This is a genomic window from Streptomyces sp. NPDC001401 (genome assembly GCF_042895385.1).
Classification (GTDB): Bacteria; Actinomycetota; Actinomycetes; order Streptomycetales; family Streptomycetaceae; genus Streptomyces.
This window is the reverse complement of record NZ_JBIAWI010000001.1, coordinates 1,297,511-1,321,102: the sequence shown is the minus strand read 5'-3', so window position 1 is coordinate 1,321,102 and position 23,592 is coordinate 1,297,511. Positions and strand designations below refer to the sequence as shown.

Below are 23,592 nucleotides of genomic sequence, written 5' to 3'. Positions count from 1 at the left end.
GGGCATGACCGTGACCCCGAGAGCGGCCACGCCCCCGCACGTCGACGTCAGCGAACTGGTCCGCCTCCGCGCCCACCACCCCGAGGCGATAGCGGAAGCGGCCGCCCGCCGCACCCGCCGCCCGCTGCTGAACGACTCCGGCCGGCTGATGATCGTCGCCGCCGACCACCCGGCCCGCGGCGCGCTCGGCGTCGGCGACCGCAGGTTCGCCATGGCCAACCGCGCCGACCTGCTGGAACGCCTCTGCCTGGCGCTGTCCCGCCCCGGTGTCGACGGCGTCCTCGCCACCGCCGACATCCTCGACGACCTGCTGCTGCTCGGCGCCCTCGACGGCAAGGTCGTCATGGGCTCGATGAACCGCGGCGGCCTCCAGGGCGCCAGCTTCGAGCTCGACGACCGCTTCACCGGCCACCGCGCCGAGGACATCGAGCGCCTCGGCTTCGACGCCGGCAAGCTGCTTCTGCGGATCGACTACGACGACCCGGGCTCCCTCACCACGCTGGAGTCCACCGCCCGCGCCATCGACGACATGGCCGCGCGCAGACTCCCCGTCTTCGTGGAGCCGTTCATCAGCCGCCGCACGGACGAGGGCCGGCTGAAGAACGACCTGTCCGCCGAGGCCGTCACCAAGTCCATCGCCATCGCCTCGGGCCTGGGCGGCACTTCGGCCTACACCTGGCTCAAGCTGCCGGTCACCGAGAACCCGGACGACATGGCCGAGGTCATGGAGACGTCCACCCTTCCCGCCGTGCTGCTGGGCGGCGAGGTCGGCGACGACCAGGACGGCGCGTACGAGAAGTGGCGCGGCGCCCTCCAACTCCCCACCGTGCGGGGCCTGGTGGTCGGCCGTTCGCTGCTGTACCCGGCGGACGGCGACGTGGCCGCCGCCGTGGACACCGCCGTAGGACTGCTGTGAGGGTCTGATGATCGTGGGCGAGCTGTACGCAGAGCGCGGCACCAGCGCCGTGCTTCCGCCGCGGGGCGGATGTACCGTGCGGATAGCCGGCCACATAACGGACGAAGAGTTCCAACTCCTGGGCAGGGAAAGCGTGTTCACGTCGGTCTCAGACCTCGTGTACGCGCCCCGTGACGCCCGGGTCCAGATCGCCTCCGGCGCGGGAGGCCGCTTCGCCCTGGCAGGAGCGAAGTGCGAGCGACGACTCCCCGCCCGCTACGGCCCCGCGCCGGAGGTCCCCATGCGTGAACGCCGGTGGCAGCCGGCGCGTACCCGTGTCCATCGATGAAGGAGGGATGTCGATGACCTCGACGACGAGGCTCACGGTCGCGCAGGCACTCGTCCGCTTCCTGTCGGCCCAGTACACCGAACGCGACGGCGTCCGTCAGCGGCTGATCGGCGCCACCTGGGGCATCTTCGGCCATGGCAACGTCGCCGGAATCGGCCAGGCCCTCATCGAGTACGCCGATGCCATGCCGTACCACCAGGGCCGCAACGAACAGGCCATGGTGCATGCGGCGGTCGGCTATGCCAGGCAGTCGGGCCGCCTGTCCACGCACGCCGTGACGACCTCCATCGGTCCGGGCGCCACCAACCTCGTCACGGGCGCCGCCCTCGCCACGGTCAACCACCTCCCGGTCCTGCTCCTCCCCGGCGACGTCTTCGCCACCCGCCCCGCCGACCCGGTCCTCCAGCAGCTCGAAGTCCCGTACGCCGGCGATGTGTCGGTCAACGACAGCCTGCGCCCGGTGTCGAAGTACTTCGACCGCATCACCCGGCCGGAAGCCCTCATCCCTTCGGCCCTGAACGCCATGCGCGTGCTGACCGACCCCGTGGAGACCGGCGCCGTAACCCTGGCTCTCCCGCAGGACGTCCAGGCGGAGGCCTACGACTGGCCGGACGAGTTCTTCGCCGAGCGCACCTGGGTCGTACGACGTCCGGGCGCCGACCCGACCGAACTCGCCGAGGCCGTAAGAGTGATCAGGGACGCGCGCAGGCCGCTGGTCGTCGCGGGCGGCGGCGTCCACCACAGCCGCGCCGAGGCGGCCCTCGCCGAGTTTGCGCAGGTGACACGCATACCGGTCGCCTCCACCCAGGCCGGCAAGGGGTCCTTGCGCTACGACCACCCCCAGGACGTCGGCGGCATCGGCCACACCGGCACGGCGACGGCCGACGAACTCGCCCGCACCGCCGACCTGGTGATCGGCGTGGGGACGAGGTACACCGACTTCACCACCGCCTCCGGCACCCTCTTCGCCGGCGAGGGCGTGCGCTTCCTCAACCTCAACATCGCGCCCTTCGACGGCCACAAGCTCGCCGGCCTGCCTCTGATCGCGGACGCCCGCAGCGGCCTCCAGGAGCTGACGGAGGCCCTCGACATGCACACGTACCGGGTCGCGGCCTCCTACGTCACCGAGTACACCGAGGACAAGGAGCGCTGGGAGCAGCGCGTCGACGCCTGCTACGAGGCCGACGAGCCGGACGTACGGCCGACGCAGCCGCAGGTGCTCGGAGCGCTGGACGCGATCGTCGACGAGACGGACGTGATCATCAACGCGGCCGGTTCGCTCCCCGGCGACCTGCACAAACTGTGGCGGGCGCGGTCGCGGGACCAGTACCACCTGGAGTACGGCTACTCCTGCATGGGCTACGAGATCCCGGCCGCGATCGGCGTGAAGCTGGCCGCCCCGGACCGGCCCGTGTGGGCGCTGGTCGGCGACGGCACGTACCTGATGATGCCGACGGAGATCGTGACCGCCGTCCAGGAGGGCATCGCGATCAAGGTCCTGCTGGTGCAGAACCACGGGTACGCGTCCATCGGCGGCCTGTCCGAGTCGGTGGGCGGCGAGCGGTTCGGCACCGCGTACCGCTTCCAGTCGGACGACGGCACGTACACGGGCGCGCCGCTGCCCGTGGATCTCGCCGCCAACGCCGCCAGCCTGGGCATGCGCGTGCTGCGCGCGAAGACCGTGGCGGACCTGCGGGCGGCGCTCGCCGAGGCCCGCGCCGCCGACACACCCACATGTGTCTACGTCGAGACCGAAACGGCCGACACTGTGTCGGGCCCGCCGCCGGCGCAGGCCTGGTGGGATGTACCTGTGGCCGAGACCGCGACCCGACCGTCGGCGGTGAAGGCCCGTGAGCTGTACGAACGGCACGTCTCGACCCGACGCCGCCATCTGTGAAGGAGCAACTGGGCATGACGAAGATCGTCAACCACTGGATCGGCGGCAAGACCGTCGAAGGCGCGTCGGGCACGTACGGGCCGGTCACCGACCCTGCGACCGGCGCGGTCACCACCAAGGTCGCGTTCGCCACGGTCGACGAGGTGGACGCGGCGGTCGCCGCCGCGAAGGACGCCTTCGCGACCTGGGGCACCTCTTCGCTCGCCAAGCGGACCTCGATCCTGTTCAGGTTCCGGGCGCTGCTCGAGGCGAACCGGGACGCGATCGCCGAGCTGATCACCGCCGAGCACGGCAAGGTGCACAGCGACGCGCTGGGCGAGGTGGCCCGCGGTCTGGAGATCGTCGACCTGGCCTGCGGGATCACCGTGCAGCTGAAGGGCGAGCTGTCGACCGAGGTGGCCAGCCGCGTGGACGTCTCGTCCATCCGGCAGCCGCTGGGTGTCGTCGCGGGCATCACGCCGTTCAACTTCCCGGCGATGGTCCCGATGTGGATGTTCCCGATCGCCATCGCGACCGGCAACACCTTCGTGCTGAAGCCGTCGGAGAAGGACCCGTCGGCGTCCATCAAGATCGCCGAGCTGCTCGCCGAGGCCGGGCTGCCGGACGGCGTCTTCAACGTCGTACACGGCGACAAGGTGGCCGTCGACCGCCTCCTGGAGCACCCGGACGTCAAGGCCGTCTCCTTCGTCGGCTCGACCCCGATCGCCCGCTACATCCACACCACCGCCGCCGCCAACCACAAGCGCGTGCAGGCCCTGGGCGGCGCCAAGAACCACATGCTGGTCCTGCCGGACGCCGACCTGGACGCGGCGGCGGATGCGGCGGTGTCCGCGGCCTACGGCTCGGCGGGCGAGCGCTGCATGGCCATCTCCGCGGTGGTCGCGGTCGGCGCCATCGGCGACGAGCTGGTGGAGAAGATCCGCGAGCGCGCCGAGAAGATCAAGATCGGCCCGGGCAACGACCCCACCTCCGAGATGGGCCCGCTGATCACCAAGGTCCACCGCGACAAGGTGGCCTCCTACGTCGAGGGCGCGGCGGCCGAGGGCGCCGAGGTGGTCCTGGACGGCACCGGCTACACCGTCGAGGGCTTCGAGGACGGCCACTGGATCGGCATCTCGCTGCTCGACAAGGTGCCCACGTCCGCGAAGGCGTACCAGGACGAGATCTTCGGCCCGGTGCTGTGCGTCCTGCGCGTCGACACCTACGAAGAGGGCGTGGCGCTGATCAACGCCTCGCCGTTCGGCAACGGCACCGCGATCTTCACCCGGGACGGCGGCGCCGCCCGCCGCTTCCAGCTGGAGATCGAGGCCGGCATGGTCGGCGTGAACGTCCCGATCCCGGTCCCCGTCGGCTACCACAGCTTCGGCGGCTGGAAGGACTCGCTCTTCGGCGACCACCACATCTACGGCAACGACGGCACGCACTTCTACACCCGCGGCAAGGTCGTCACCACGCGCTGGCCCGACCCGGCGGACGCCCCCTCCGGCGTCGACCTGGGCTTCCCGCGCAACCACTGACGCAGGCGTCAGGGGCCGTCCGTATTGCGGACGGCCCCATTTTTTTGCGCCTCGGGACTACGGTTCCCGTACGAGTGAAAGGCGGCGAATTCCCGCACGGTGTGCCGTATCCGTGATCAAAGGCCCTTTCGATCTACGGATTTCGTAGGTAAACAGCTATTGACGCGCTGGTTTTCGTTGGGATTCCATCAGCGCAATCTGCTGCTCCTGGCGATCGGAACCGCGCATGACCGACACGCTCCGCCCTGTCGACACCGTCGTCGACACCCCGCACAGCCCGCAGAAGCTCAAGCGCTCGATCGGCGTGGTGGGCGGAACACTGCTGACCCTCTCCTGCGTGACCCCGGCCTCCACGCTCTTCGTGGTCGTCCCGGACCTGTTCGGCTCGCTCGGCACCGCCACCGCCCTGACGATCGCCATCGGTTCCCTCCTCTGTATCGCCGTGGCCTTCTGCTACTCGGAGCTGGGCACCCTCATCCCCAGCGCGGGCGGCGAGTACGCGATGGTCTCGACGATGGCCGGACGGCTCGCGGGCTGGCTCGTCTTCGTCCTCTCGCTCCTGGTCGTCATGATCGTCCCGCCGGTGATCGCGATGGGCACGGCGGACTACCTGGCCCCGGTCGTGCACCTGGACCCGTCGATCGCGGGCGCCGGAGTGATGCTCCTGGCCACCCTCGCCGGCCTGCTGGACCTGCGCGCCAACGCCTGGATCACCGGCATCTTCCTGGTCCTGGAGGTCATCGCGGCTGCCGTCGTGGCGGTCCTGGGCTTCGCGCACAGCGAGCGGGGCGCCGGGAGCCTGGTCTCCATGCAGGTGGCGGGCTCCGGCGGCCACACGGACACGGTGACGGCGATGCTGGTCGTCTCCGGGCTGGCCATCGCCCTCTTCGTCACCCAGGGCTTCTCGACCGCCGTCTACCTCTCCGAGGAGCTGGAGCACCCGCGCCGCAACGTCGCCCGCACGGTCCTGGCCACCCTCGCCATCTCCACGTTCATCATCCTGATCCCGGTCGTCGCGATCACGATGGGCGCCTCGGACCTCTCCACTCTCACCGGCGGCGACATCAGCTCCATGGTCACCGCCTGGTCCAACTCCGCGGTCGGCACCTTCGTCAGCCTCTGCGTGGCCCTCGCGATCATCAATGCGGGCATCGTCATGGTCATCCAGAACTCCCGTGTCCTGTTCGCCTCGGCCCGCGACAAGGCCTGGCCGGAGCCCGTCAACAACGTCTTCGCCAAGCTCGGCCGCTTCGGCTCCCCCTGGGTCGCCACCCTCGCCGTCGGAGTCCCCGGCGCCCTGCTCTGCTTCGTGAACCTCGACACCCTGTACGGCGTAACGGGCGTCTCGGTGACAGGCATGTACCTCCTGGTCGCCGTGGCCGCCCTCCTCTCCCGCCGCGGCTCCCACAAGCACACCCCCGCCTGGCGGATGCCCCTGTGGCCCGCAATGCCGATCCTGCTGATCGCGGTCCTGGCATACATCCTCAGCCAGCAGGAGACGACCTACCTGCTCTGGACGGGCGGCATCACCGCCGCAGCCACCCTGTACTGGGCCTTCTACCTGCGCCCGCGCAGGGACACCCGGTGGCTGATCTCCCTCCCGGAAGACGAGCGTGCCTAGGGGCGCGGGGAACGGCGCGACAAGCCACAACGAACCCGCACCCGGCAAATCACAGAAGCAACCGAGCCCGTAGCCGTACAGCAACCGCGGTACACCCTGATCCCCCGGTACTCCCGCGGGAGGGCACCCCCCTCACCCCCGAGGCTGCTCCAACTGTCAGAGACGCCCCGTACCGTTGAGGCATGGATCTTCGAATGCCCCGCCTGCGAGGGCTGCTTCGGCGGCCCCGGCGCCTGCTGGCCGCCGGGGCCGCCGTCGTCGTGCTCGCCGGTGCCGGGACATGGACGGCCGTCGCCTCGGACGACACACCCGCGGTGCACCAGACCGACCGGGTCATGGCCGTGGACGGCGTCCGCATCGACACCTCGTACTTCACGTCCGGCTCAAGCGGCGCACGCCACCCCGCCGTCCTCCTGGCCCACGGCTTCGGCGGCAGCAAGCAGGACGTACGGCAGCAGGCGCAGGACCTGGCCAGAGACGGCTACGCGGTCCTGACCTGGTCCGCGCGAGGCTTCGGCAAGTCCACCGGCAAGATCGGGCTGAACGACCCGAAGGGCGAGGTCGCCGACGTCTCCAAGCTGATCGACTGGCTCGCCGAGCAGCCCCAGGTCCAGCTCGACAAGCCCGGCGACCCGCGCGTGGGCGTCGCAGGCGCCTCGTACGGCGGCGCGATCTCGATGCTGGCGGCGGGGTACGACCACCGGGTGGACGCCATCGCCCCGGCGATCACGTACTGGAACCTGGCGGACGCCCTGTTCCCGAACGGCGTCTTCAAGAAGCTGTGGGCGGGCATCTTCATCAACTCCGGCGGCGGCTGCGACAAGTTCCAGCCCGAGCTGTGCCGGATGTACGAGCGGGTCGCGGAGTCGGGCAAGCCCGACGCGCAGGCGCGTGAGCTGCTGGCCGCCCGCTCCCCGTCCGCGGTCGCCGACCGCATCAAGGTGCCGACGCTCCTGGTGCAGGGCCAGACGGACTCCCTCTTCCCGCTCGGCCAGGCCGACGCGGCGGCGAAGGCCATCCGCGCGGGCGGCGCCCCGGTCGACGTCGACTGGATCGCCGGCGGACACGACGGCGGCGACATGGAGGCCGCCCGCGTCCAGACACGCGTGCGTGCATGGTTCGACCGGTACCTCAAGGCCGAGAAGGGCACGGACACGGGCCCGGCCTTCCGCATCACCCGCACCGGAGGCGTCGACGCCACGGACGGCGCGGCCGTGTTGCGGGGAGCGAGCGCCGACACCTACCCGGGCCTGGAGAGCGGACAGCGCTCCGTGCCGCTCAGGGGCTCGGAACAGAGGTTCGCCAACCCGGCGGGCGCCAGCCCGCCCGCCGTCTCCGCCCTGCCCGGCCTCGGCGGCTCCGGCGGCCTCGCCCAGCTGTCCTCGCTCGGCGTCGGGGTGTCGCTGGACTTCCCCGGCCAGTACGCACAGTTCGAGTCGGCACCGGTGAGCAGCAGCCTGCGGATCACTGGATCGCCGACGGTGACCGTCCACGTGAAGTCGACGAGCGACGACGCCGTGCTGTTCGGGAAGGTGTACGACGTCGGTCCCGGCGGCGGCTCGCCCGTGCTGCCCTCGCAGCTGGTGGCCCCCGTCCGCGTCGAGGGCGCGAAGTCCGGCAAGGACGTGACGATCACGCTCCCGGCCGTCGACCACGAGGTCGAGCAGAGCCACCGGCTGCGCCTGGTCCTGGCCTCCACCGACCTGGGCTATGCATCCCCGGCGGCCCCGGCGACGTACACCGTCTCCCTGAAGGGCGACCTGAAGGTGCCGACGGCACCCGGCGTGACGACCGCGGCCGCCCCGCTGCCGTCCTGGGTGTGGTGGCTCCCGCTGGCCGGCGCGGTGCTCGCCCTGGCCCTGCTGCTGACGGGCCGCCGCCGCACGACCGCCGCGCCTGCGGCCCCCGAGCTGGCCGAAGTTCCGCTCCAGATCACGGACTTGAGCAAGCGGTACGCCAAGTCGACGGACCGTTACGCGGTACGGGACCTGTCCTTCCGCGTGGAGAAGGGCCAGGTCCTGGGTCTCCTCGGACCGAACGGCGCGGGCAAGACCACCACCCTGCGCATGCTGATGGGCCTGATCCGGCCGGACGGCGGCGAGATCCGTGTCTTCGGCCAGGCGATCCGCCCCGGCGCCCCGGTCCTGTCCCGGGTCGGCGCGTTCGTGGAGGGCGCGGGCTTCCTCCCGCACCTCTCAGGCCGCGAGAACCTGGAGCTGTACTGGCAGGCGACCGGCCGCCCGCCCGAGGACGCCCACCTGGACGAGGCCCTCGAGATCGCCGGCCTCGGCGACGCACTCGCCCGAGCGGTCCGCACCTACTCCCAGGGCATGCGCCAGCGCCTCGCCATCGCCCAGGCCATGCTCGGCCTCCCGGACCTGCTCATCCTCGACGAACCGACCAACGGCCTCGACCCGCCCCAGATCCGCGAGATGCGCGAGGTGCTGATCCGGTACGCGGCGGCCGGCCGCACCGTGATCGTCTCCAGCCACCTCCTGGCCGAGGTCGAACAGTCCTGCACCCACCTGGTCGTCATGGACCGCGGCCGCCTCGTCCAGGCGGGCCCCGTGGCCGAGATCATCGGCTCCGGAGACACCCTCCTTGTCGGCCTGGCGGCCGACATCGCCGACCCGCTGATCGAGAAGGTGGCGGCACTGCCGGGCGTCGAGTCGGCGGTACGGACGGACGGGGGGCTCCTGGTACGGCTGGCTCCCGGCGATAGTCCCCGCGCGAGCCAAGTCGGCCCCGGTTCGGCAGCGCCGATAAGGGGCGCGGGGAACTGCGCGACCAGCCACGACGGCGCCGCAGACGAACAACGGCATACCGCGGCACTCACCGCCGAACCACCCGCAGCCGCCCGCACGGGCACAGGCACCGCCGCCCACCTCCTCGTAGAGCTGGTGCGCCTGGAAGTCCCGGTTGCCTCCCTCGGCCCCCACCGCCGCCTCGAGGACGCCTTCCTCACCCTGATCGGAGGTTCCGCATGAGCACGCTGGCCGAGCACACCGAGCCCCTTCACGCCGCCTCCGGTTACCGGGCCGGCCACACGCTGCCCCTACGGGTCGAGCTGGTCCGGCAGCTGAAGCGGCGCCGAACGTTGATCATGGCGGGGATCCTCACCGCGCTGCCGTTCGTGCTGCTGATCGCGTTCGCGATCGGCGGCGACCCGAGCGGCCGCAACGGCCAGGTGACGCTGATGGACACGGCCACCGCGTCGGGAGCCAACTTCGCGGCCGTCAATCTCTTCGTCTCCGCGGGCTTCCTGCTCGTCATCCCGGTCGCCCTGTTCTGCGGGGACACCGTCGCCTCGGAGGCCAGCTGGTCCTCCCTGCGCTACCTGCTGGCCGCCCCCGTTCCACGGGCACGCCTCCTGTGGTCCAAGCTCGTCGTCGGACTCGGCCTCAGCCTGGCCGCGATGATCCTGCTCCCGGTGGTCGCACTGGCCGTCGGCACGGTCGCCTACGGCTGGGGCCCGCTCCAGATCCCCACCGGCGGCGCGCTGGACTCGGGGACGGCGGCCCAGCGCCTGCTGGTGGTCGTGGCGTTCATCTTCGTGTCCCAACTGGTCACCGCAGGGCTGGCGTTCTGGCTGTCGACGAAGACGGACGCCCCCCTCGGAGCCGTCGGCGGCGCGGTCGGCCTCACCATCGTCGGCAACGTCCTGGACGCCGTGACGGCCCTCGGCCACTGGCGCGACTTCCTGCCCGCGCACTGGCAGTTCGCCTGGGCGGACGCCGTCCAGCCGCACCCCGAGTGGTCCGGCATGATCCAGGGCACGGCGATTTCCATAACGTACGCCCTCGTGCTGTTCGCCCTGGCCTTCCGGGGTTTTGCCCGCAAGGACGTGGTGTCCTAGGTCAACGGAGGATCTCCCACCGGTCTCGACCGGCCATGATCGTGGCCGTCTTGAGATTCATCCGCAACACCCCGTGCCGCACATTCCGACCCCCTGCGCCGTCACAGTCACAGACGTCGACGTCAACACACCAAGGGGGCACGGAAGATGGAGCGGTACCGAACACCACGGCCGGGCACGCCACACCGCCGCACCCGACCACTGCGCACGCCACACCGCACCCGACGGCTGCGCGCCGCCGTCCTCGCCCTCACGGCAGCGAGCGGCCTGCTGCTCACGGCCTGCGGCGCGGGCGGTTCCGGGAGCAACAGCAACAAGGCCTCCGACAGCTCGAACAGGACCGGCTTCCCCGCACCGGCCCCGCAGAACAGCCAGGCCACCGGAGAACGGCAGGACGGCGAGGACTCCTTCGCGAGCCCGTCCCCGACCGCCGACCACCTGTCCACCTTCGCCCTCGACGTCGACACCGCCTCCTACGGCTACGCCCGCCGCACCCTCGCCGCAGGACAGCGCCCCGACCCGTCGACCATCCGCCCCGAGGAGTTCGTCAACAGCTTCCGCCAGGACTACGAACGCCCCGACGGCAACGGCTTCACGGTCACCGTCGACGGCGCCCGCACCGACGAGAAGAACTGGTCCCTGGTCCGCGTGGGCCTCGCCACCCGCCCGTCCACCGAGACCGGCGAACGCCCGCCCGCCGCCCTGACCTTCGTCATCGACATCTCCGGCTCCATGTCGGAGCCCGGCCGTCTCGACCTCGCCCAGAAGTCCCTCGACACGATGACGGACCGCCTGCGCGACGACGACTCGGTCGCCATCGTCACCTTCAGTGACAAGGCCGAGCAGGTCCTGCCGATGACCCGCCTCGGCGGCCACCGCGGCGAGATCCACGACGCCGTCGACAGCCTGGAGCCGACCTACTCCACCAACCTCGGCGCGGGCGTCGAGACCGGCTACGCCACCGCCGTCGAGGGCCGTCGCAAGAACGCCACCAACCGTGTCGTCCTCATCTCCGACGCCCTCGCCAACGACGGCGACACCGACCCCGACTCCATCCTCGACCGCATCTCCTCGGCCCGCCGCGAGTACGGCATCACCCTCTTCGGCGTCGGCGTCGGCAGCGACTACGGCGACGCCCTCATGGAACGCCTCGCCGACAAGGGCGACGGCCACACCGTGTACGTGTCGGGGGAGGACGAGGCTCGCAAGGTCTTCTGCACCCAGCTCCCGCAGAACATCGACCTGACCGCCCGCGACGCCAAGGCCCAGGTCGCCTTCGACCCCGCCACGGTCGCCGAGTTCCGCCTCGTCGGCTACGACGACCGCCGGGTCGCCGACGACGACTTCCGCAACGACCGCGTCGACGGCGGCGAGGTCGGCCCCGGCCACACGGTCACCGCCCTCTACGCCGTCCGCACCAGGCCCGGCGCCGACGGTCACCTCGCCACGGCCACCGTCCGCTGGCTCGACCCCGACACCCGCGACCCGCACGAGAAGTCCGGCGAACTGGAGACCGGCGCCCTCCACGACTCCCTCTGGAAGGCGAGCCCCCGCTTCCAGGTCACCGCCGTCGCCGCCTACTTCGCCGACGCCCTCCGCCAGGGAGACGAACGCTGGTCATCCCTCCCCGGTGACCCCGGCCTCGGCGAACTCCAGGACCGCGCCGAGCAGTTGGCGAGGAAGACGGAGGACAAGGACGTGCAGCAGCTCGCCGACGCGATAGACCAGGCCCACCGCGGCCAGGGCTAGGCCAGGGCCAGAACATCAGTCCAATGGTCACCGGCCCATTGACCTTTCCTTACTTGCGAGTAAGTTGACCTCCCAGTCAGAGCCGACTGGGAGCCGTCATGGGCGTACGCAAGGATCTGAAACGGGCAAAGCAGCGCACTGACCTGGGGGCACGCACCAGGACCGAGGTGGTCAAGGACGAGGACGGAGTCGTACGCGAGGCCCGCACCCCCGCCCTCGCCCCGCGCCCGGCCACCGGCAGCACCGCGGACCTCCCCTTCACCAACGCGGCCGAGGCCCCCGATGCCGTGGTCCTGCGCCGAAGGCACGACAACGGCACCTGGCAGCCGGTGACCGCGGCTGCCTTCGCCGGCGAAGTCACCGCCGTGGCCAAGGGGTTGATTGCGGCGGGCCTCGAACCGGGCGGCCGCGTCGCCGTCATGTCCCGTACCCGCTACGAGTGGACGGTCCTGGACTTCGCGATCTGGGCGGCGGGCGGCCAGACCGTCCCGATCTACGCCACCTCCTCGGCCGACCAGGTGGAGTGGATCGTCCGCGACTCGGACGCCCGCTTCGTCATCACGGAAACCGTCGAGAACGCCGCCACGGTGACGACGGGTACGGCCCGCCACGAACGGCAGCCGCGGATATGGCAGTTGGACGAAGGTGCCCTGACCGACCTCACCACCCTCGGCCGCGACATCCCGGACGAGGAGGTCGCCAAGCGCCGCAGCGCCCTCATTCCCGACACGATCGCGACGATCTGCTACACCTCCGGAACCACCGGAAAGCCGAAGGGCTGCGTCCTCACCCACGCCAACCTGCACGCCGAGGCCGCCAACACGGTCGAACTGCTCCACCCCATCTTCAAGGAGGTCACCCGCCAGGTCGCCTCGACCCTCCTCTTCCTCCCCCTCGCCCACATCCTCGGCCGCACCCTCCAGATCGCCTGCCTTATGGCCCGCATCGAGATCGGCCACTGCCCGAGCATCAAGCCCGACGAACTCCGGCCCGCCCTCAAGGAGTTCCGCCCGACCTTCCTCGTCGGCGTCCCCTACCTCTTCGAGAAGATCCACGACACGGGCCGCGCGACCGCCGAGAAGATCGGCCGCGGCGCCTCCTTCGACCGCGCGGACCGCATCGGGGTGCGCTTCGGGGAGGCGTACCTGAACAAGTTCCTGGAGACCGGCAAGGGTCCGACCCCCGCCCTCTACGCCGCCTGGGCCCTGTACGACCTGCTGGTCTACCGCCGTATCCGCAAGGAACTCGGCGGCCGCATGCGCTACGCCATCAGCGGCGGCTCCCCACTGGACCGCAAGCTCAACCTGTTCTTCTACGCCGCCGGAATCATCGTCTACGAGGGCTACGGCCTCACGGAGACGAGCGCGGCCGCCACGATCGTCCCGCCCCTCGAACCCCGCCCGGGCACGGTCGGCGTCCCGGTCCCCGGCACCGCGGTGCGCATCGCCGACGACGGGGAGGTGCTCATCAAGGGCGGCATCGTCTTCGGCGCGTACTGGAACAACCCGGCCGCCACCGACGCCGTACTCCAGGACGAGTGGTTCGCGACCGGCGACCTCGGCTCGCTCGACGAGGACGGCTACCTCACCATCACCGGCCGCAAGAAGGACATCCTCGTCACCTCCGGCGGCAAGAACGTCTCCCCGGCCGTCCTCGAGGACCGGCTGCGCAGCCGCCCGCCGATCGGCCAGTGCATCGTCGTCGGCGACAACCGCCCCTTCGTCGCCGCACTGATCACCCTCGACCCCGAGTCCGTGGCCCACTGGCTGACGGTCCGAAAGCTGCCGGCGAACACCCCGATGTCGGAGGTCGTACGGGATCCGCGGATGCGTGCGCAGGTCCAGAAGGCCGTGGACTACGCCAACGAGGCCGTCTCCCGGGCCGAGTCGATCCGTGCCTTCGCCCTGGCCGAGGGCGAGTTCACGGAGGACAACGGTTTGCTCACCCCGTCGTTGAAGATCAAGCGGCATGCCGTGACGGCGGCGTACGCGACGGAGATCGAGGCGCTGTACCGCGGCTGACGGCCTGACCAGGTCACTCTTGCGGGTGATCCATGCCCGGCCGCGCGACTCAAGTGGTGCAATTAAGTGATATATGACTGTGTGTCATTAATGTGCGGAATTGCGGCAAAGGAGGATGGATGACCCCTCATCGCCGCCGGTCCGCCCACAGGCGGCTGGCGCTCATCACCGCCGGCGGGATCGCGTCGGCAGCTCTCGCCTGGGGCCCGGCCTCCCCGGCCGACGCCGCACGCCACCCGGACCTGCAGCGCGCCATGCCCGCGGTGCCCCCCGCACCGGGCCCGCCCGTCCCGCCCACGGACGACACGCGCTCCTACTCGGTGGCGGACGTGCGCAGGGCCGCGTTCGGCGCGTTCCTCGACTCCGAGCCCGAAGGGCTGGTGCGGCTGAAGGAGTTCAGCGGCTGGCTGGGCGGCACCGAACTGCGCGTGGGGCACACCTATCTGCCGGGGGACGTGTGGGAGAACATCGAGGGCGGCTACGGCTTCCTCGACAGCTGGGCCAAGTGGCGGCTGGCCAAGCCCGACCGGCTGCTCGTGCTGAATGTTCCGCTGATGGAGCACAACGAGGCGCAGTTCTCCGACATCGCCGTCGCACGGCTGCTGCGGCGCGCCGCAGCCGGCGAGTTCGACGGCCACTTCCAGCGGCTGGCGCAGCGCCTGGTGACCCTGGGCGCGACGGACACGGTCCTCGTGCTCGGCTGGGAGATGAACGGCAGCACCTACACCCACCGCTGCGGCCCCGACCCGGAGAACTGGATCCGGTACTGGAGGCGCATCGTCACCGTCATGCGCTCGGTTCCCGGGCAGAGGTTCAGGTTCGACTTCGCTCCGAACAGGGGCGCAGACGCGGTTCCGTGGCCGAAGTGCTATCCCGGCGACGACTTCGTCGACATCGTCGGCATGGACTCGTACGACCAGCCGCACGGAATGTCGTTCGACGAGGAGGTGTCCGAGCCCTACGGGCTGCAGTTCCAGGTGGACTTCGCGCGGCGTCACCACAAGCCGATCTCGTATCCGGAGTGGGGTCTGTACCGCAACGGCGACAACGTCACGTACATGCTGCGCATGCTCGCCTGGATGGACGAGCACAAGCCGCTGTACAACACGATCACCGACTACTGCCCGCACGGCGTGTGGGGGTGTACCGACAATCCCCGCGCCGCCGCCACGTACCGCGCGGTGCTGGCCAGCTCCGTCCTGCCGGAGCCGACGCCGGGGCCCGTCGTCCCCGTCCCCGTCGTCCCCGTCCCGCCCGCGCCCGCGACCCCCGACGTACCGGAGCCGACACCGGTGCCGTTGCCGACGCCGGTGCCCACGCCCCCGGTGACGCCGGCCGCCCCGCCCGCCCCCGCCCGCTGAGGGCAGCGCTACCAATGGTCCTTGGAATCGGGGACCATGCGCCGGACGGCCTTGGCCCCGCACCGGGCGGCGGCCGCGCACACGGTGGCCGCCAGCAGCACCGCCGTGCGCCGGCCGGCCAGCAGGAAACGCTGGTTGTGGACCGTCTCGGGGCACCAGCGGTACTTGTGCGGCTCGTCGCCGCGCATCAGGCTCAGCACCCGGCCGTCATCGGCGGACGCGACATGCTCGGTGGAGGCACGCAGCAGCATCGTCGCCACGTCCACCTTGCGCTCCCGCAGCCCCGGGTGGAAGCCGTACATGTAGTCGCCCAGCAGCCTTGCGGACAGCAGATGCAGGTTGACTGCCACCACTACGCCCTCGAGCAGGAACTCCGTCACCGCGGCCTGCCCGGAGCGGGTCATCGGGACCACCGACCGGACCAGGTGCTCCAGAAACTGCGGCCGGGTGTGCTCGGGTGTCATCTTCTTGCCCTGCCACTGCAGACGGTGCAGCTCCAGCAGCCGCCGCAGCGCGGTCTCCGTCTCGTCGTGGCCGACGACCCGCCACTCGACGCCGAGCCGGCCGAGCTTGTTCACCTTGTTGCGCACCCGCTGGGCGCGGGTCGGCGGCAGCCGCTTGACCAGCTCGGTCATCGGTACGGCGGGCAGTTCCAGGCACGTCGAGTCACGCAGCCGGCGGCGCGGACCGCGCCAGCGGCCGTAGACCTGCTCCACCGCGCTGCCCGGCCGGACCTCCCGGAAGTCGATCAGCGCGGTGCGGGCCGCGTCGGCCAGGGCGTCCGTCAGTGCCCGGCTGCCGCGCTCGGCCTCCTTCTCGTCGAGCAGTACGTCGCAGAAGTCGGAGATGGCGCCGCCGATGGGCACCAGCTTCGGCAGTGGCCGCCGCACGCGCATCAGCGGTGCGGCGGCCACCAGTTCACCGCCCCGGCGGACCAGGAAGAGCCGCAGCCCGTCGGGTGTGCCGTACGAGAGCCACCAGGAGTGCAGCCAGGCGTGGCTCTGGAACGGCGTCGCCGACGGGCAGGCATCGTGCAGCCGCCCCCACTGCTCGGCCAGCCCGGCGAACGTGCGCTCGTCGGTGCACAGTTCCACCGAGAGCGGGTGGCCGGACGCGGTCATCCGAGGGTCCCGCGGGCGTCCGCGGCATGGGTCGGGGCGGGCACCGTCGGCTGGCCCGGTCCGTCGTCGTCCGCCGCCCGCCGCGGCCGTGCCAGCAGGACGAGGCCGCCCAGCAGACCTCCGGCGCTCGCACCCACGAGCGAGGTCAGCTTCCAGGACGCGGACGACGGTTCGACGGGCCTCATCGCCCGGGCGAGCCGCTCGAGCCGGATGCCGGTGCTGGCCTTGGTGTGGCCCGCCTGCGTGACCAGTGCGCCGGACACGGCGTTGGAGATGTCCGCGGCCCGGCCGGGGCTCGACGAGGTCGCCGAGACCGAGACCATCGGTGCGTCCGGCGAGGTCGCGACCTGCACGCTCTTGCGCAGCGTCGCGGCCGGTACGCCCGCCTCGACCTGCGCGTCCCCGAGCACCGCGAGCTGCGGGGCCACCCGGCCGTACGCCTGCGCGAAGCCGAGCGCGTCGGCGCAGTCGACGTCGGACCGGCCGGCCGCCACGGCGACGACGGAGCTCGTCGCCGTGTACTGCGGCGGCTTCACCAGTCCGTACGCGCCGCCGGCCACGGCACCGAGCAGCGCACCGGCCGGCAGCAGCCACCACGCGGGCAGCCGCTTCGCACGGGCGCGCTCACGGCGGGGCAGGCGGTCACGCTGAGCGGGGTTGTCGGTCATGGAGAACTCACTTCCAGGGTCGAGCCGGCCACAGCGGCCGTGTACACATCCATCAACTGCCGGGCGCTGCACGCGATGTCGTAGTGGTGCACGGCGTCCGGGGCGGTTCGCTCGTCCGGCCCCGCCGCCCGCAGTCGCAGCAGCTCCCGTACGTACGCCCCGGTGGAGCCGGTGACGCGCCGGGCGCCGGGTGCCGCGTCGGGCGGCAGGTCCTCGACGGCGGGGCAGCTCGCGTACAGCACGGGCAGCCCGGCCGCCAGCGCCTCCACCACGGCCAGCCCGAAGGCCTCCTCCGTCGACGGCGAGGCGAGCACGTCCATCGCGGACAGCAGGTCGACCAGGCCGGGCGCCGCGTCGCGGGGATCGGGCAGATACGGCCGCTCGCCCGTCAGCACCACCCGGTCCGCGACGCCCAGCGCCCGGGCGGAGCGCCGCAGCGCCGCCTCCTCGGGCCCGCCGCCCACCAGCAGCAGCCGTACGTCGCCGGGCAGCCGGGACAGCGCGCGCAGCAGCAGGTCGAAGCGTTTGCCCGGGGCGAGCCGCCCCACCCCGCCGACGACGTACGCGTCCTCCGGCAGCCCGTAGTGCATGCGGGCCTCCTTGCGGCCCACCTCGTCGAAGCGGAAGCGGGGCGCGTCGATGCCGTTCGGGATGACGCGGATGCGCGCCCCGGGCACGCCCCAGTGGCGCAGCCGCTCGGCCACCGTCGGCGAGACGGCGACCGTGGCGCGGCCGAGGCGCTCGCCGGCCAGGTACAGCCCGCGGACGCCCGCGGTCAGCGGCCGGCCCTCCAGCGCGGTGGCGCCGATCGAGTGCTCGGTGGCCACGACGGCCCTCACTCCCGCGAGCCGCGCGGCGATCCGGCCGTAGAGGCAGGCCCGGTACAGGTGGGTGTGGACGAGGTCGTAGCCGCCGGTGCGGATCAGCCGGGTCAGGCGTGGCAGTGCGCCGAGGTCGCGGTTGCCGCCCATCCCGAGGTGGACGACGCGGACACCGTCGGCCGCCAGGCCCGCGGCGACCGGGCCGGGGTTGGTCAGAGTCACCACGTCGCACTGCGCGGGCAGATGACGCAGCAACAGGCGCAGCTGCTGTTCCGCTCCGCCGACGCCGAGGCCGGTGATGACGTGCAGGGCCCTCACACGGCCTCCACGGAGCGGCCGAAGAGCCGGGCCAGGCGTCGCTTCAGCTCCAGCCGCGCCGCGGTGTCGATCTGCCCGACGTGGATGCGGGGCAGCGCGAAGTCGCCGCAGCCGTCCGGGCCGGGGGTGATCGCACAGGCGTAGCGGTAACCGGCCAGGCGCACGGCGGCGGCGACGCGCTCGTCGAGATACCCGTACGGGTAGCAGAAGCCGTCGATGCCGCTGCCGGTGATCCTGGAGAGCAGGTGACGGCTGTCGTTGACCTCGGTGTGCAGCACCTCGTCCGTGGCCTTGGTCAGGTCGAGGTGGGTCAGACCGTGCGAGGCGATCTCCATGCCGGCGGCCACGGCACGGCGGATGCCGGCCACGTCGAGCAGCGGCTTGCGCGGTCCGAGCGGCTCCCATGCGTTCTCGCCGCCGAGCCGCCCCGGCAGCACGAACACCGTCGCCGTGAAACCCCAGCGGGACAGCACGGGCAGTGCGTCGCCGGTGAAGTCGGCGTATCCGTCGTCGAAGGTGAGCCCCACCAGGCCGCGCTCGGTGCCACGGGCGCGCGCCGCGAGCAGTTCCCGCATGCTCACTCCGCGCAGGCCGCGGCCGGACATCCAGGCGAACTGGCGGTCGAGGCGCGCTGGGGTGACGGTGACGTTGTACGGGTCGTCCGGGCAGTCCGAGACGGAGTGGTACATGGCCACCCAGACGGCAGGCCCCCGCTTGGACCGTCTTCTCGCGGACGATCTGGGATCGGGTTCGGCCTTGCGCGGTGCGGCGGAGACGTCAGCGACCATGATCCAGCTTTCGTGTGACGGAGTGACGGAGTGACTGCGCGAGGGGAAGCAGAAGAGACCGGGCGTCCGCGGCGTCGAGGGCCCAGGCCAGCAGCAGGAAGACGGCGGTCACGCAGGTGCAGCAGGCGGCGACGGACGCTGCGGGCGAGGTGAACAGCCCCGCGACCACCAGCCCGGCTCCGGTGGCGCACACGGCCGCGCACACCGGCCGGACCAGTTCGGCGACGACCCGGCGCACGCGCACCGGCACATTGCGCGGCCCCAGGCCGTGCAGCATGAGCAGCGCGGTGAGGGTGATGCCGGTCGCGTTGGCCGCGGCGATGCCGCACGCACCCCAGGGCCGTACGGCCCAGGCGCCGATGACGACGGTGGCGAGCGCGCCCACGCCCATCGCGCCCAGCGGGAACCAGGTGGTGCGGCCGGCCGCGAAGTACGACCGTACGAGCGCACCCACGAGCGTCTGCCCGAGCAGCCCGGCCGCGTACACCCGCATCACCGCGGCGGTCGCGGCGGTGTCCTGAGCCGTGAACGCCCCGCGCTGGAAAAGCAGTTGGACGATCTGCGGCGCACCGGCGACGACCACCGCGGCGCCGAGCAGGACGAGACAGGCCATCAGCAGCACATCCCGCTCGACCCGGTCCCGGGCCCGCCGCGTGTCGCCCTCGGCGATGGCCTGCGCCACCACCGGGAAGGTGACGATGCACACCATCATGGACAGCGACATCGGCAACTGGGCGACTTTCTGGGCGTAGTTGAGGTGCGAGATCGCGCCGGCGGGCAGCGCGGACGCGAAGTGCCGCTCGATGAGCACCTGCGACTGCCGGCACAGGGCGAACAGCAGCACCGCGCAGACGAGGCCCGGCGCGAGCGGCCGCCCGCCGTCGTCCTCGTACGCGCCGTCGTTGCGGCCGGGCCGCCCGGCGATCCGCCGTGCCAGCGACGGAGTCTGCACGACGACCATGAGGCACCCGCCGAGAGCGACGCCCAGAGCGGCGGCCCGCACGCCCCAGCGCGCACCGAGGACGAACATCGTGGAGATGATCGCGACGTTGTACGCGATGTAGATCGCGCCGGGCGCGAGATATGAACGGTGGGCCCGCAGCGCTGCACTGCAGTACCCGGCCAGCCCGAAGCTCAGCACGCAGGTCGCGGTCAGCCGGGTGCAGGAGATGGCGAGGGCCGGGTCGGGCAGACCGGGTGCGAGGGCGGAGACCAGCAGCGGTGCCCCGGCCACGAGCGCGGCGGCCGCGGCGGCGAAGGCGAGGCACAGCCGCGGCAGCGAGGCGGAGACCAGGGCGTGCACCGGGTCGGGGGTGCTGTTCCCGAGCGCCCGCCGGGCCAGCGCCACGCTGAACGCGGGCACCAGCACGAACGCCATGCCCTCCTCGATCAGCAGGGTCGCCGCCAGTTCGGGCACGGTCCAGGCCACCAGGAACGCATCGGTCTCCGCGCCGGCACCGAAGAGATGCGCGAGCGCCTGGTCCCGTGCCAGGCCGAGGACCGCCCCGGCCATGGACAGCGCGGCGGAGAGCAGCGTCGCCCGGGCCAGGAAGCGGGCGGAGGGGGTGTCCGCCTGCCGGGCGGCTGCCGCACCCGGGCGGCCGTCCGCCGGGAGCGCGCCGTCGAGACCGGCCGCGTCGGGAGCGCCCGCGGTCTTGGCGGGTCCGGGATTCACCGCGGGTCCGATTCCGCGGCGGGGCCGGTAGGCCCCTGAAGGGGCGCGGGGCTGTGTCCATCTGCGGCTTCGCCGCGGGGCGCGACCAGCCACGACGGCGTGGCAGACGGCCGACGGCCAATTGCGGCCCCGCGGCGTAGCCGCAAATCCGCACAGCCAGCGGAGCGCCCCCCCAGCGACCACCAGGCCGCGACGCCGAAGCAGACGGCCGTCAGGGTGGTGGAGGGGCCGCCGATGTCGGAGTACAGGAAGTTCACCAGCTGCCACAGCAGCAGCCCGCACGCCGCGAGCGCGCAGTCCCTGGCGCGTCCCGCACGCCGCAGCCGGCGCAGCGCGCACACCAGCAGGGCCAGCCAGCTGCCCGCCACCGTGAGCAGACCCAGCAGGCCCTGCTCGCTCAGGAGCAGCATGTACATGTTGTGCGGGGAGAGCAGGGGCTGGCGCCGGAAGGCCTGGCCGTCGCCCTCCGTGTCGCTGCCCGACGACAGCGCGAGCGAGGCGTGCGAGTCCCGGTAGGCGGGAAAGGCCTTCAGGCCCACGCCCCGTACCGGGTGCTCGTGCCACATGTCGATGGAAGCCGCCCACATGGTGTAGCGGTCGACGACCGACTGGTCCGGTGCGCCGGCGACCTGGGTGATGCTGGTCAGCCGCTCCTGCAGCACCGAGCCGCCCACGCCGAACCCGCCCACCAGCACCACCGAGGCCGCGGCCCCCGCCGCGAACACCTTCACCGCCCGCCGTACCCCGGCCAGCAGCAGCTGCGCCCCGCAGGTCACGGCCGTGGCGATCCAGGACCCCCGGCTGAAGGACAGCGCGAGCGGCACGAGCAGCGCCAGCGCACAAACGGCCGCCGCCATCCGCTGCCGCCGCCCACCGGTCCCGAGCGCGAGACCGGTCAGCACCACCACTCCGGACGCGACGACGGCCGCCATCCCCATCACGTCGTGCGGCCCGAACGTGCCCACCGCCCGGATGTAGGCCCCCTGGTACGAGGCCCCGGTTCCGGTGAGGTACTGGTGCACCCCGACCGCCCCCTGCCACAGCGCGAGACCGGCCAGCCCCCAGAGCACCAGCCGGGCGTCGCGCCGGTCGCGCACCAGCAGCACCATCGCGAGCGGGACCAGCACGAACACCTGGAGATAGCGCGCCAGTCCGGTGATCGCGTCGCCGGGCGTCACCGCCCCGGTCGCGGACACCGCGATGCCCACCACGGGCAGCCCGAGCACGACCGCCGCCGTCCGCGCCAGCGGGCGCCGCGCCCGTCGTACGGTGCATACGGCGGCCCAGAGCAGGACCAGCCCGCAGGTCAGGTCGGCGGGCGTGGCGCCGCTGTCCGTCTCGGCCGGCAGCCCCATGAGGGCGATCACCGCCAGGACGGGCAGCACGGGAGCGGCCCGGTGCAGCGCAGAAAGCGGCGGCACGAGCGGTACGGAGGCCGCCGAGGGAGTGCTCACCCGCGCTCAGCTCCCCGTCGGCCGCACGAACAGGACCGCCGTACGCGCCAGGATGCAGATGTCCTGCCACAGCGACCAGTTGTCGATGTAGGCGTTGTCGAAGCGGCACCGGTCCTCGATGGAGGTGTCGCCGCGCAGCCCGTGGATCTGGGCGAGCCCGGTGATCCCGGTCGGCATCCGGTGGCGCTCCCGGTAACCGGGATAGGCCTGGCTGAACTTGGCGACGAAGTAAGGCCGTTCGGGCCTCGGACCGACCAGGCTCATGTCTCCGCGGCAGACGTTCCACAGCTGCGGCAGCTCGTCCAGCGAGGTGCGGCGCAGGAACTGGCAGAAGCGGCTCATCTCCTGCTCGTTCGCCACGCTCCAGCGGGTCGCCGCCTCGTGCGCGCTGGCGGGCCGGTGGGTGCGGAACTTCAGCAGGGTGAACGGCCGCCCGTCCTTGCCGATCCGCTCCTGCCGGAACAGCACGCCGGGCCCGTCCATGACCCGCAGCACCGCCGCGCACACCAGCAGCACCGGGCAGACCAGCAGCAGCAGCGAGCCCGACAGCACCGCGTCGAGCACCCGCTTGCCCACGCCGACCCGCCGCCGTCCGCGCCCCGGGCACAGCAGCCTGCGCGGGAATCCCGCCAGATGCCCGGCTCCTTCGCGCCGCCCGCCGAGGCCGTACGACGGCGCGTCCGCGTCCAGCTCCCACAGCACGCATCCGTACGCGGCGAGATCCCGCAGCAGCGCGGTCTTCTCCACCCGGGTGGCGGCGCCCACGACGAGCACCGTCTCCACACCGTTCTGGATGACTGCGCGACGCGCCTCCTGATCCGTGGTCAGCACCGGCAGCTCGCGACCTTCGCCGGACCGGGCCAGGACGTCGTGGGTGTCGCTGACCACGCCCACCGGCCGTACTCCGCAGCCCGGTTGGCGCAACAGCGCGGCCGCGACCGGCCGGGCCGTGGCGACCGGGCCGACCACCAGCGCAGGGTCGGGCCGACGCCGCCGCGCCCGCCGTCCGTGCACCGCCGCGCGGCCCGCGAAGGCCGCCACGCAGTGCACGGCGAACGCGGTGACCAGCGCGGCCGGCGGGAGCGGCCGCAGCGGGGAGAGCGCCCCCACGGCGGCCCAGCCGACGGCGATGCGTCCGCAGACGGCGGGCAGTTCGTCGAGCACGCCGCGCACGACGGAACTGTCGTACAGGCGGGCCCGCCGGTTCAGCCCGATCACACCCAGCGTCAGCAGGGCGATGACCAGCGGATACCTCGGGGCCCCGGGCACGACCAGGACCCCCAGCAGGGCGGCGCCGCCGTCGACGAGCGGCAGGGTCACCCGAAAGGCCCGCCGCGGCCGGCTCTCTCTCCGTGCCGCGGGCAGTCGGCGTCCGGCTGCGGGGCCGCGCGGGGCGAGAACGGAGACAGCGCGCTCTGCCGCCCGCGGCTGCTGCCCCGTAGGAGGGGGAACGGTACTTTCCGCAGTCATCTGGTGATGCA

General features: G+C 72.1%; 16 protein-coding genes and 1 pseudogene. 10 read left to right on the top strand and 7 right to left on the bottom strand.

Translation table 11 applies throughout. The features are described 5' to 3' along the window. The first annotated feature begins 4 nt into the window (after positions 1-4). The 10 genes and pseudogenes from ACFY10_RS06075 (at position 5) to ACFY10_RS06030 (ending at position 15,266) form a co-directional block, all read left to right on the top strand. Positions 5-916: a deoxyribose-phosphate aldolase gene (locus ACFY10_RS06075; protein ID WP_390664142.1), complete on the top strand. Its 912-nt coding sequence runs from the start codon at positions 5-7 to the stop codon at positions 914-916. Positions 917-965: 49 nt separating this feature from the next. Beyond that, positions 966-1,208: pseudogene (locus ACFY10_RS06070) on the top strand (5-deoxy-glucuronate isomerase); the annotation flags it as partial. Positions 1,209-1,257: 49 nt separating this feature from the next. Continuing rightward, positions 1,258-3,141: a 3D-(3,5/4)-trihydroxycyclohexane-1,2-dione acylhydrolase (decyclizing) gene (iolD, locus tag ACFY10_RS06065; RefSeq protein ID WP_390663824.1), complete on the top strand. Its 1,884-nt coding sequence runs from the start codon at positions 1,258-1,260 to the stop codon at positions 3,139-3,141. Between the two features lie 14 nt (positions 3,142-3,155). Continuing rightward, entirely contained in the window at positions 3,156-4,658 is a 1,503-nt protein-coding gene (mmsA, locus tag ACFY10_RS06060; protein ID WP_390663823.1) for a CoA-acylating methylmalonate-semialdehyde dehydrogenase, read from the top strand. A gap of 226 nt (positions 4,659-4,884) precedes the next feature. Then, positions 4,885-6,279 carry an APC family permease gene (locus ACFY10_RS06055; protein ID WP_390663822.1) on the top strand — a complete coding sequence of 465 codons (1,395 nt, stop codon included), beginning with the start codon at positions 4,885-4,887 and terminating at the stop codon, positions 6,277-6,279. 182 nt (positions 6,280-6,461) lie between these two features. After that, positions 6,462-9,266: a CocE/NonD family hydrolase gene (locus ACFY10_RS06050; RefSeq protein ID WP_390663821.1), complete on the top strand. Its 2,805-nt coding sequence runs from the start codon at positions 6,462-6,464 to the stop codon at positions 9,264-9,266. Beyond that, positions 9,263-10,135 (top strand): ABC transporter permease, encoded by an 873-nt coding sequence (locus ACFY10_RS06045; protein WP_390663820.1) that lies wholly within the window; start codon positions 9,263-9,265, stop codon positions 10,133-10,135. Before ACFY10_RS06050 ends, ACFY10_RS06045 begins: the two co-directional genes overlap by 4 nt. Positions 10,136-10,282: 147 nt before the next feature. Next, complete coding sequence (locus ACFY10_RS06040) at positions 10,283-11,884, top strand: von Willebrand factor type A domain-containing protein (RefSeq protein ID WP_390663819.1); 1,602 nt, start codon at positions 10,283-10,285, stop codon at positions 11,882-11,884. Between the two features lie 98 nt (positions 11,885-11,982). Further along, complete coding sequence (locus tag ACFY10_RS06035) at positions 11,983-13,905, top strand: AMP-dependent synthetase/ligase (protein ID WP_390663818.1); 1,923 nt, start codon at positions 11,983-11,985, stop codon at positions 13,903-13,905. 119 nt (positions 13,906-14,024) lie between these two features. Continuing rightward, complete coding sequence (locus ACFY10_RS06030) at positions 14,025-15,266, top strand: glycoside hydrolase family 26 protein (RefSeq protein ID WP_390663817.1); 1,242 nt, start codon at positions 14,025-14,027, stop codon at positions 15,264-15,266. 8 nt (positions 15,267-15,274) lie between these two features. Here ACFY10_RS06030 and ACFY10_RS06025 read toward each other — a convergent pair whose 3' ends face one another. From ACFY10_RS06025 to ACFY10_RS05995, 7 genes are read right to left on the bottom strand one after another with little or no spacing between them, the layout of a single operon-like run. Then, the gene (locus ACFY10_RS06025) at positions 15,275-16,387 is read right to left on the bottom strand and encodes a GNAT family N-acetyltransferase (protein ID WP_390663816.1); all 1,113 of its coding nucleotides are present in this window, start codon (positions 16,385-16,387) and stop codon (positions 15,275-15,277) included. Next, positions 16,384-17,055, bottom strand: a complete 672-nt coding sequence (locus tag ACFY10_RS06020) for a lipopolysaccharide biosynthesis protein (protein ID WP_390663815.1) — start codon at positions 17,053-17,055, stop codon at positions 16,384-16,386. The genes ACFY10_RS06025 and ACFY10_RS06020 overlap by 4 nt, the downstream gene beginning before the upstream one ends. Then, positions 17,052-18,194, bottom strand: a complete 1,143-nt coding sequence (locus ACFY10_RS06015; protein WP_390663814.1) for a glycosyltransferase — start codon at positions 18,192-18,194, stop codon at positions 17,052-17,054. Before ACFY10_RS06015 ends, ACFY10_RS06020 begins: the two co-directional genes overlap by 4 nt. Next, the gene (locus ACFY10_RS06010) at positions 18,191-18,982 is read right to left on the bottom strand and encodes a polysaccharide deacetylase family protein (protein ID WP_390663813.1); all 792 of its coding nucleotides are present in this window, start codon (positions 18,980-18,982) and stop codon (positions 18,191-18,193) included. Before ACFY10_RS06010 ends, ACFY10_RS06015 begins: the two co-directional genes overlap by 4 nt. Beyond that, entirely contained in the window at positions 18,972-20,657 is a 1,686-nt protein-coding gene (locus ACFY10_RS06005; protein ID WP_390663812.1) for a lipid II flippase MurJ, read from the bottom strand. The genes ACFY10_RS06010 and ACFY10_RS06005 overlap by 11 nt, the downstream gene beginning before the upstream one ends. Further along, entirely contained in the window at positions 20,654-22,111 is a 1,458-nt protein-coding gene (locus ACFY10_RS06000) for an O-antigen ligase family protein (protein WP_390663811.1), read from the bottom strand. Before ACFY10_RS06000 ends, ACFY10_RS06005 begins: the two co-directional genes overlap by 4 nt. A 6-nt stretch (positions 22,112-22,117) precedes the next feature. After that, positions 22,118-23,581, bottom strand: a complete 1,464-nt coding sequence (locus ACFY10_RS05995) for an exopolysaccharide biosynthesis polyprenyl glycosylphosphotransferase (RefSeq protein ID WP_390663810.1) — start codon at positions 23,579-23,581, stop codon at positions 22,118-22,120. Positions 23,582-23,592 lie beyond the last annotated feature (11 nt).

Excerpts from the sequence above, each read along its gene's own strand:
- ACFY10_RS06010 (WP_390663813.1), bottom strand. The coding sequence starts at position 18,982 with ATGGTCGCTGACGTCTCCGCCGCACCGCGCAAGGCCGAACCCGATCCC.
- ACFY10_RS05995 (WP_390663810.1), bottom strand. The coding sequence starts at position 23,581 with ATGACTGCGGAAAGTACCGTTCCCCCTCCTACGGGGCAGCAGCCGCGG.
- ACFY10_RS06045 (WP_390663820.1), top strand. The coding sequence starts at position 9,263 with ATGAGCACGCTGGCCGAGCACACCGAGCCCCTTCACGCCGCCTCCGGT.
- ACFY10_RS06025 (WP_390663816.1), bottom strand. The coding sequence starts at position 16,387 with ATGACCGCGTCCGGCCACCCGCTCTCGGTGGAACTGTGCACCGACGAG.
- ACFY10_RS06055 (WP_390663822.1), top strand. The coding sequence starts at position 4,885 with ATGACCGACACGCTCCGCCCTGTCGACACCGTCGTCGACACCCCGCAC.
- iolD (WP_390663824.1), top strand. The coding sequence starts at position 1,258 with ATGACCTCGACGACGAGGCTCACGGTCGCGCAGGCACTCGTCCGCTTC.
- ACFY10_RS06050 (WP_390663821.1), top strand. The coding sequence starts at position 6,462 with ATGGATCTTCGAATGCCCCGCCTGCGAGGGCTGCTTCGGCGGCCCCGG.
- mmsA (WP_390663823.1), top strand. The coding sequence starts at position 3,156 with ATGACGAAGATCGTCAACCACTGGATCGGCGGCAAGACCGTCGAAGGC.
- ACFY10_RS06030 (WP_390663817.1), top strand. The coding sequence starts at position 14,025 with ATGACCCCTCATCGCCGCCGGTCCGCCCACAGGCGGCTGGCGCTCATC.
- ACFY10_RS06035 (WP_390663818.1), top strand. The coding sequence starts at position 11,983 with ATGGGCGTACGCAAGGATCTGAAACGGGCAAAGCAGCGCACTGACCTG.
- ACFY10_RS06020 (WP_390663815.1), bottom strand. The coding sequence starts at position 17,055 with ATGACCGACAACCCCGCTCAGCGTGACCGCCTGCCCCGCCGTGAGCGC.
- ACFY10_RS06075 (WP_390664142.1), top strand. The coding sequence starts at position 5 with ATGACCGTGACCCCGAGAGCGGCCACGCCCCCGCACGTCGACGTCAGC.
- ACFY10_RS06040 (WP_390663819.1), top strand. The coding sequence starts at position 10,283 with ATGGAGCGGTACCGAACACCACGGCCGGGCACGCCACACCGCCGCACC.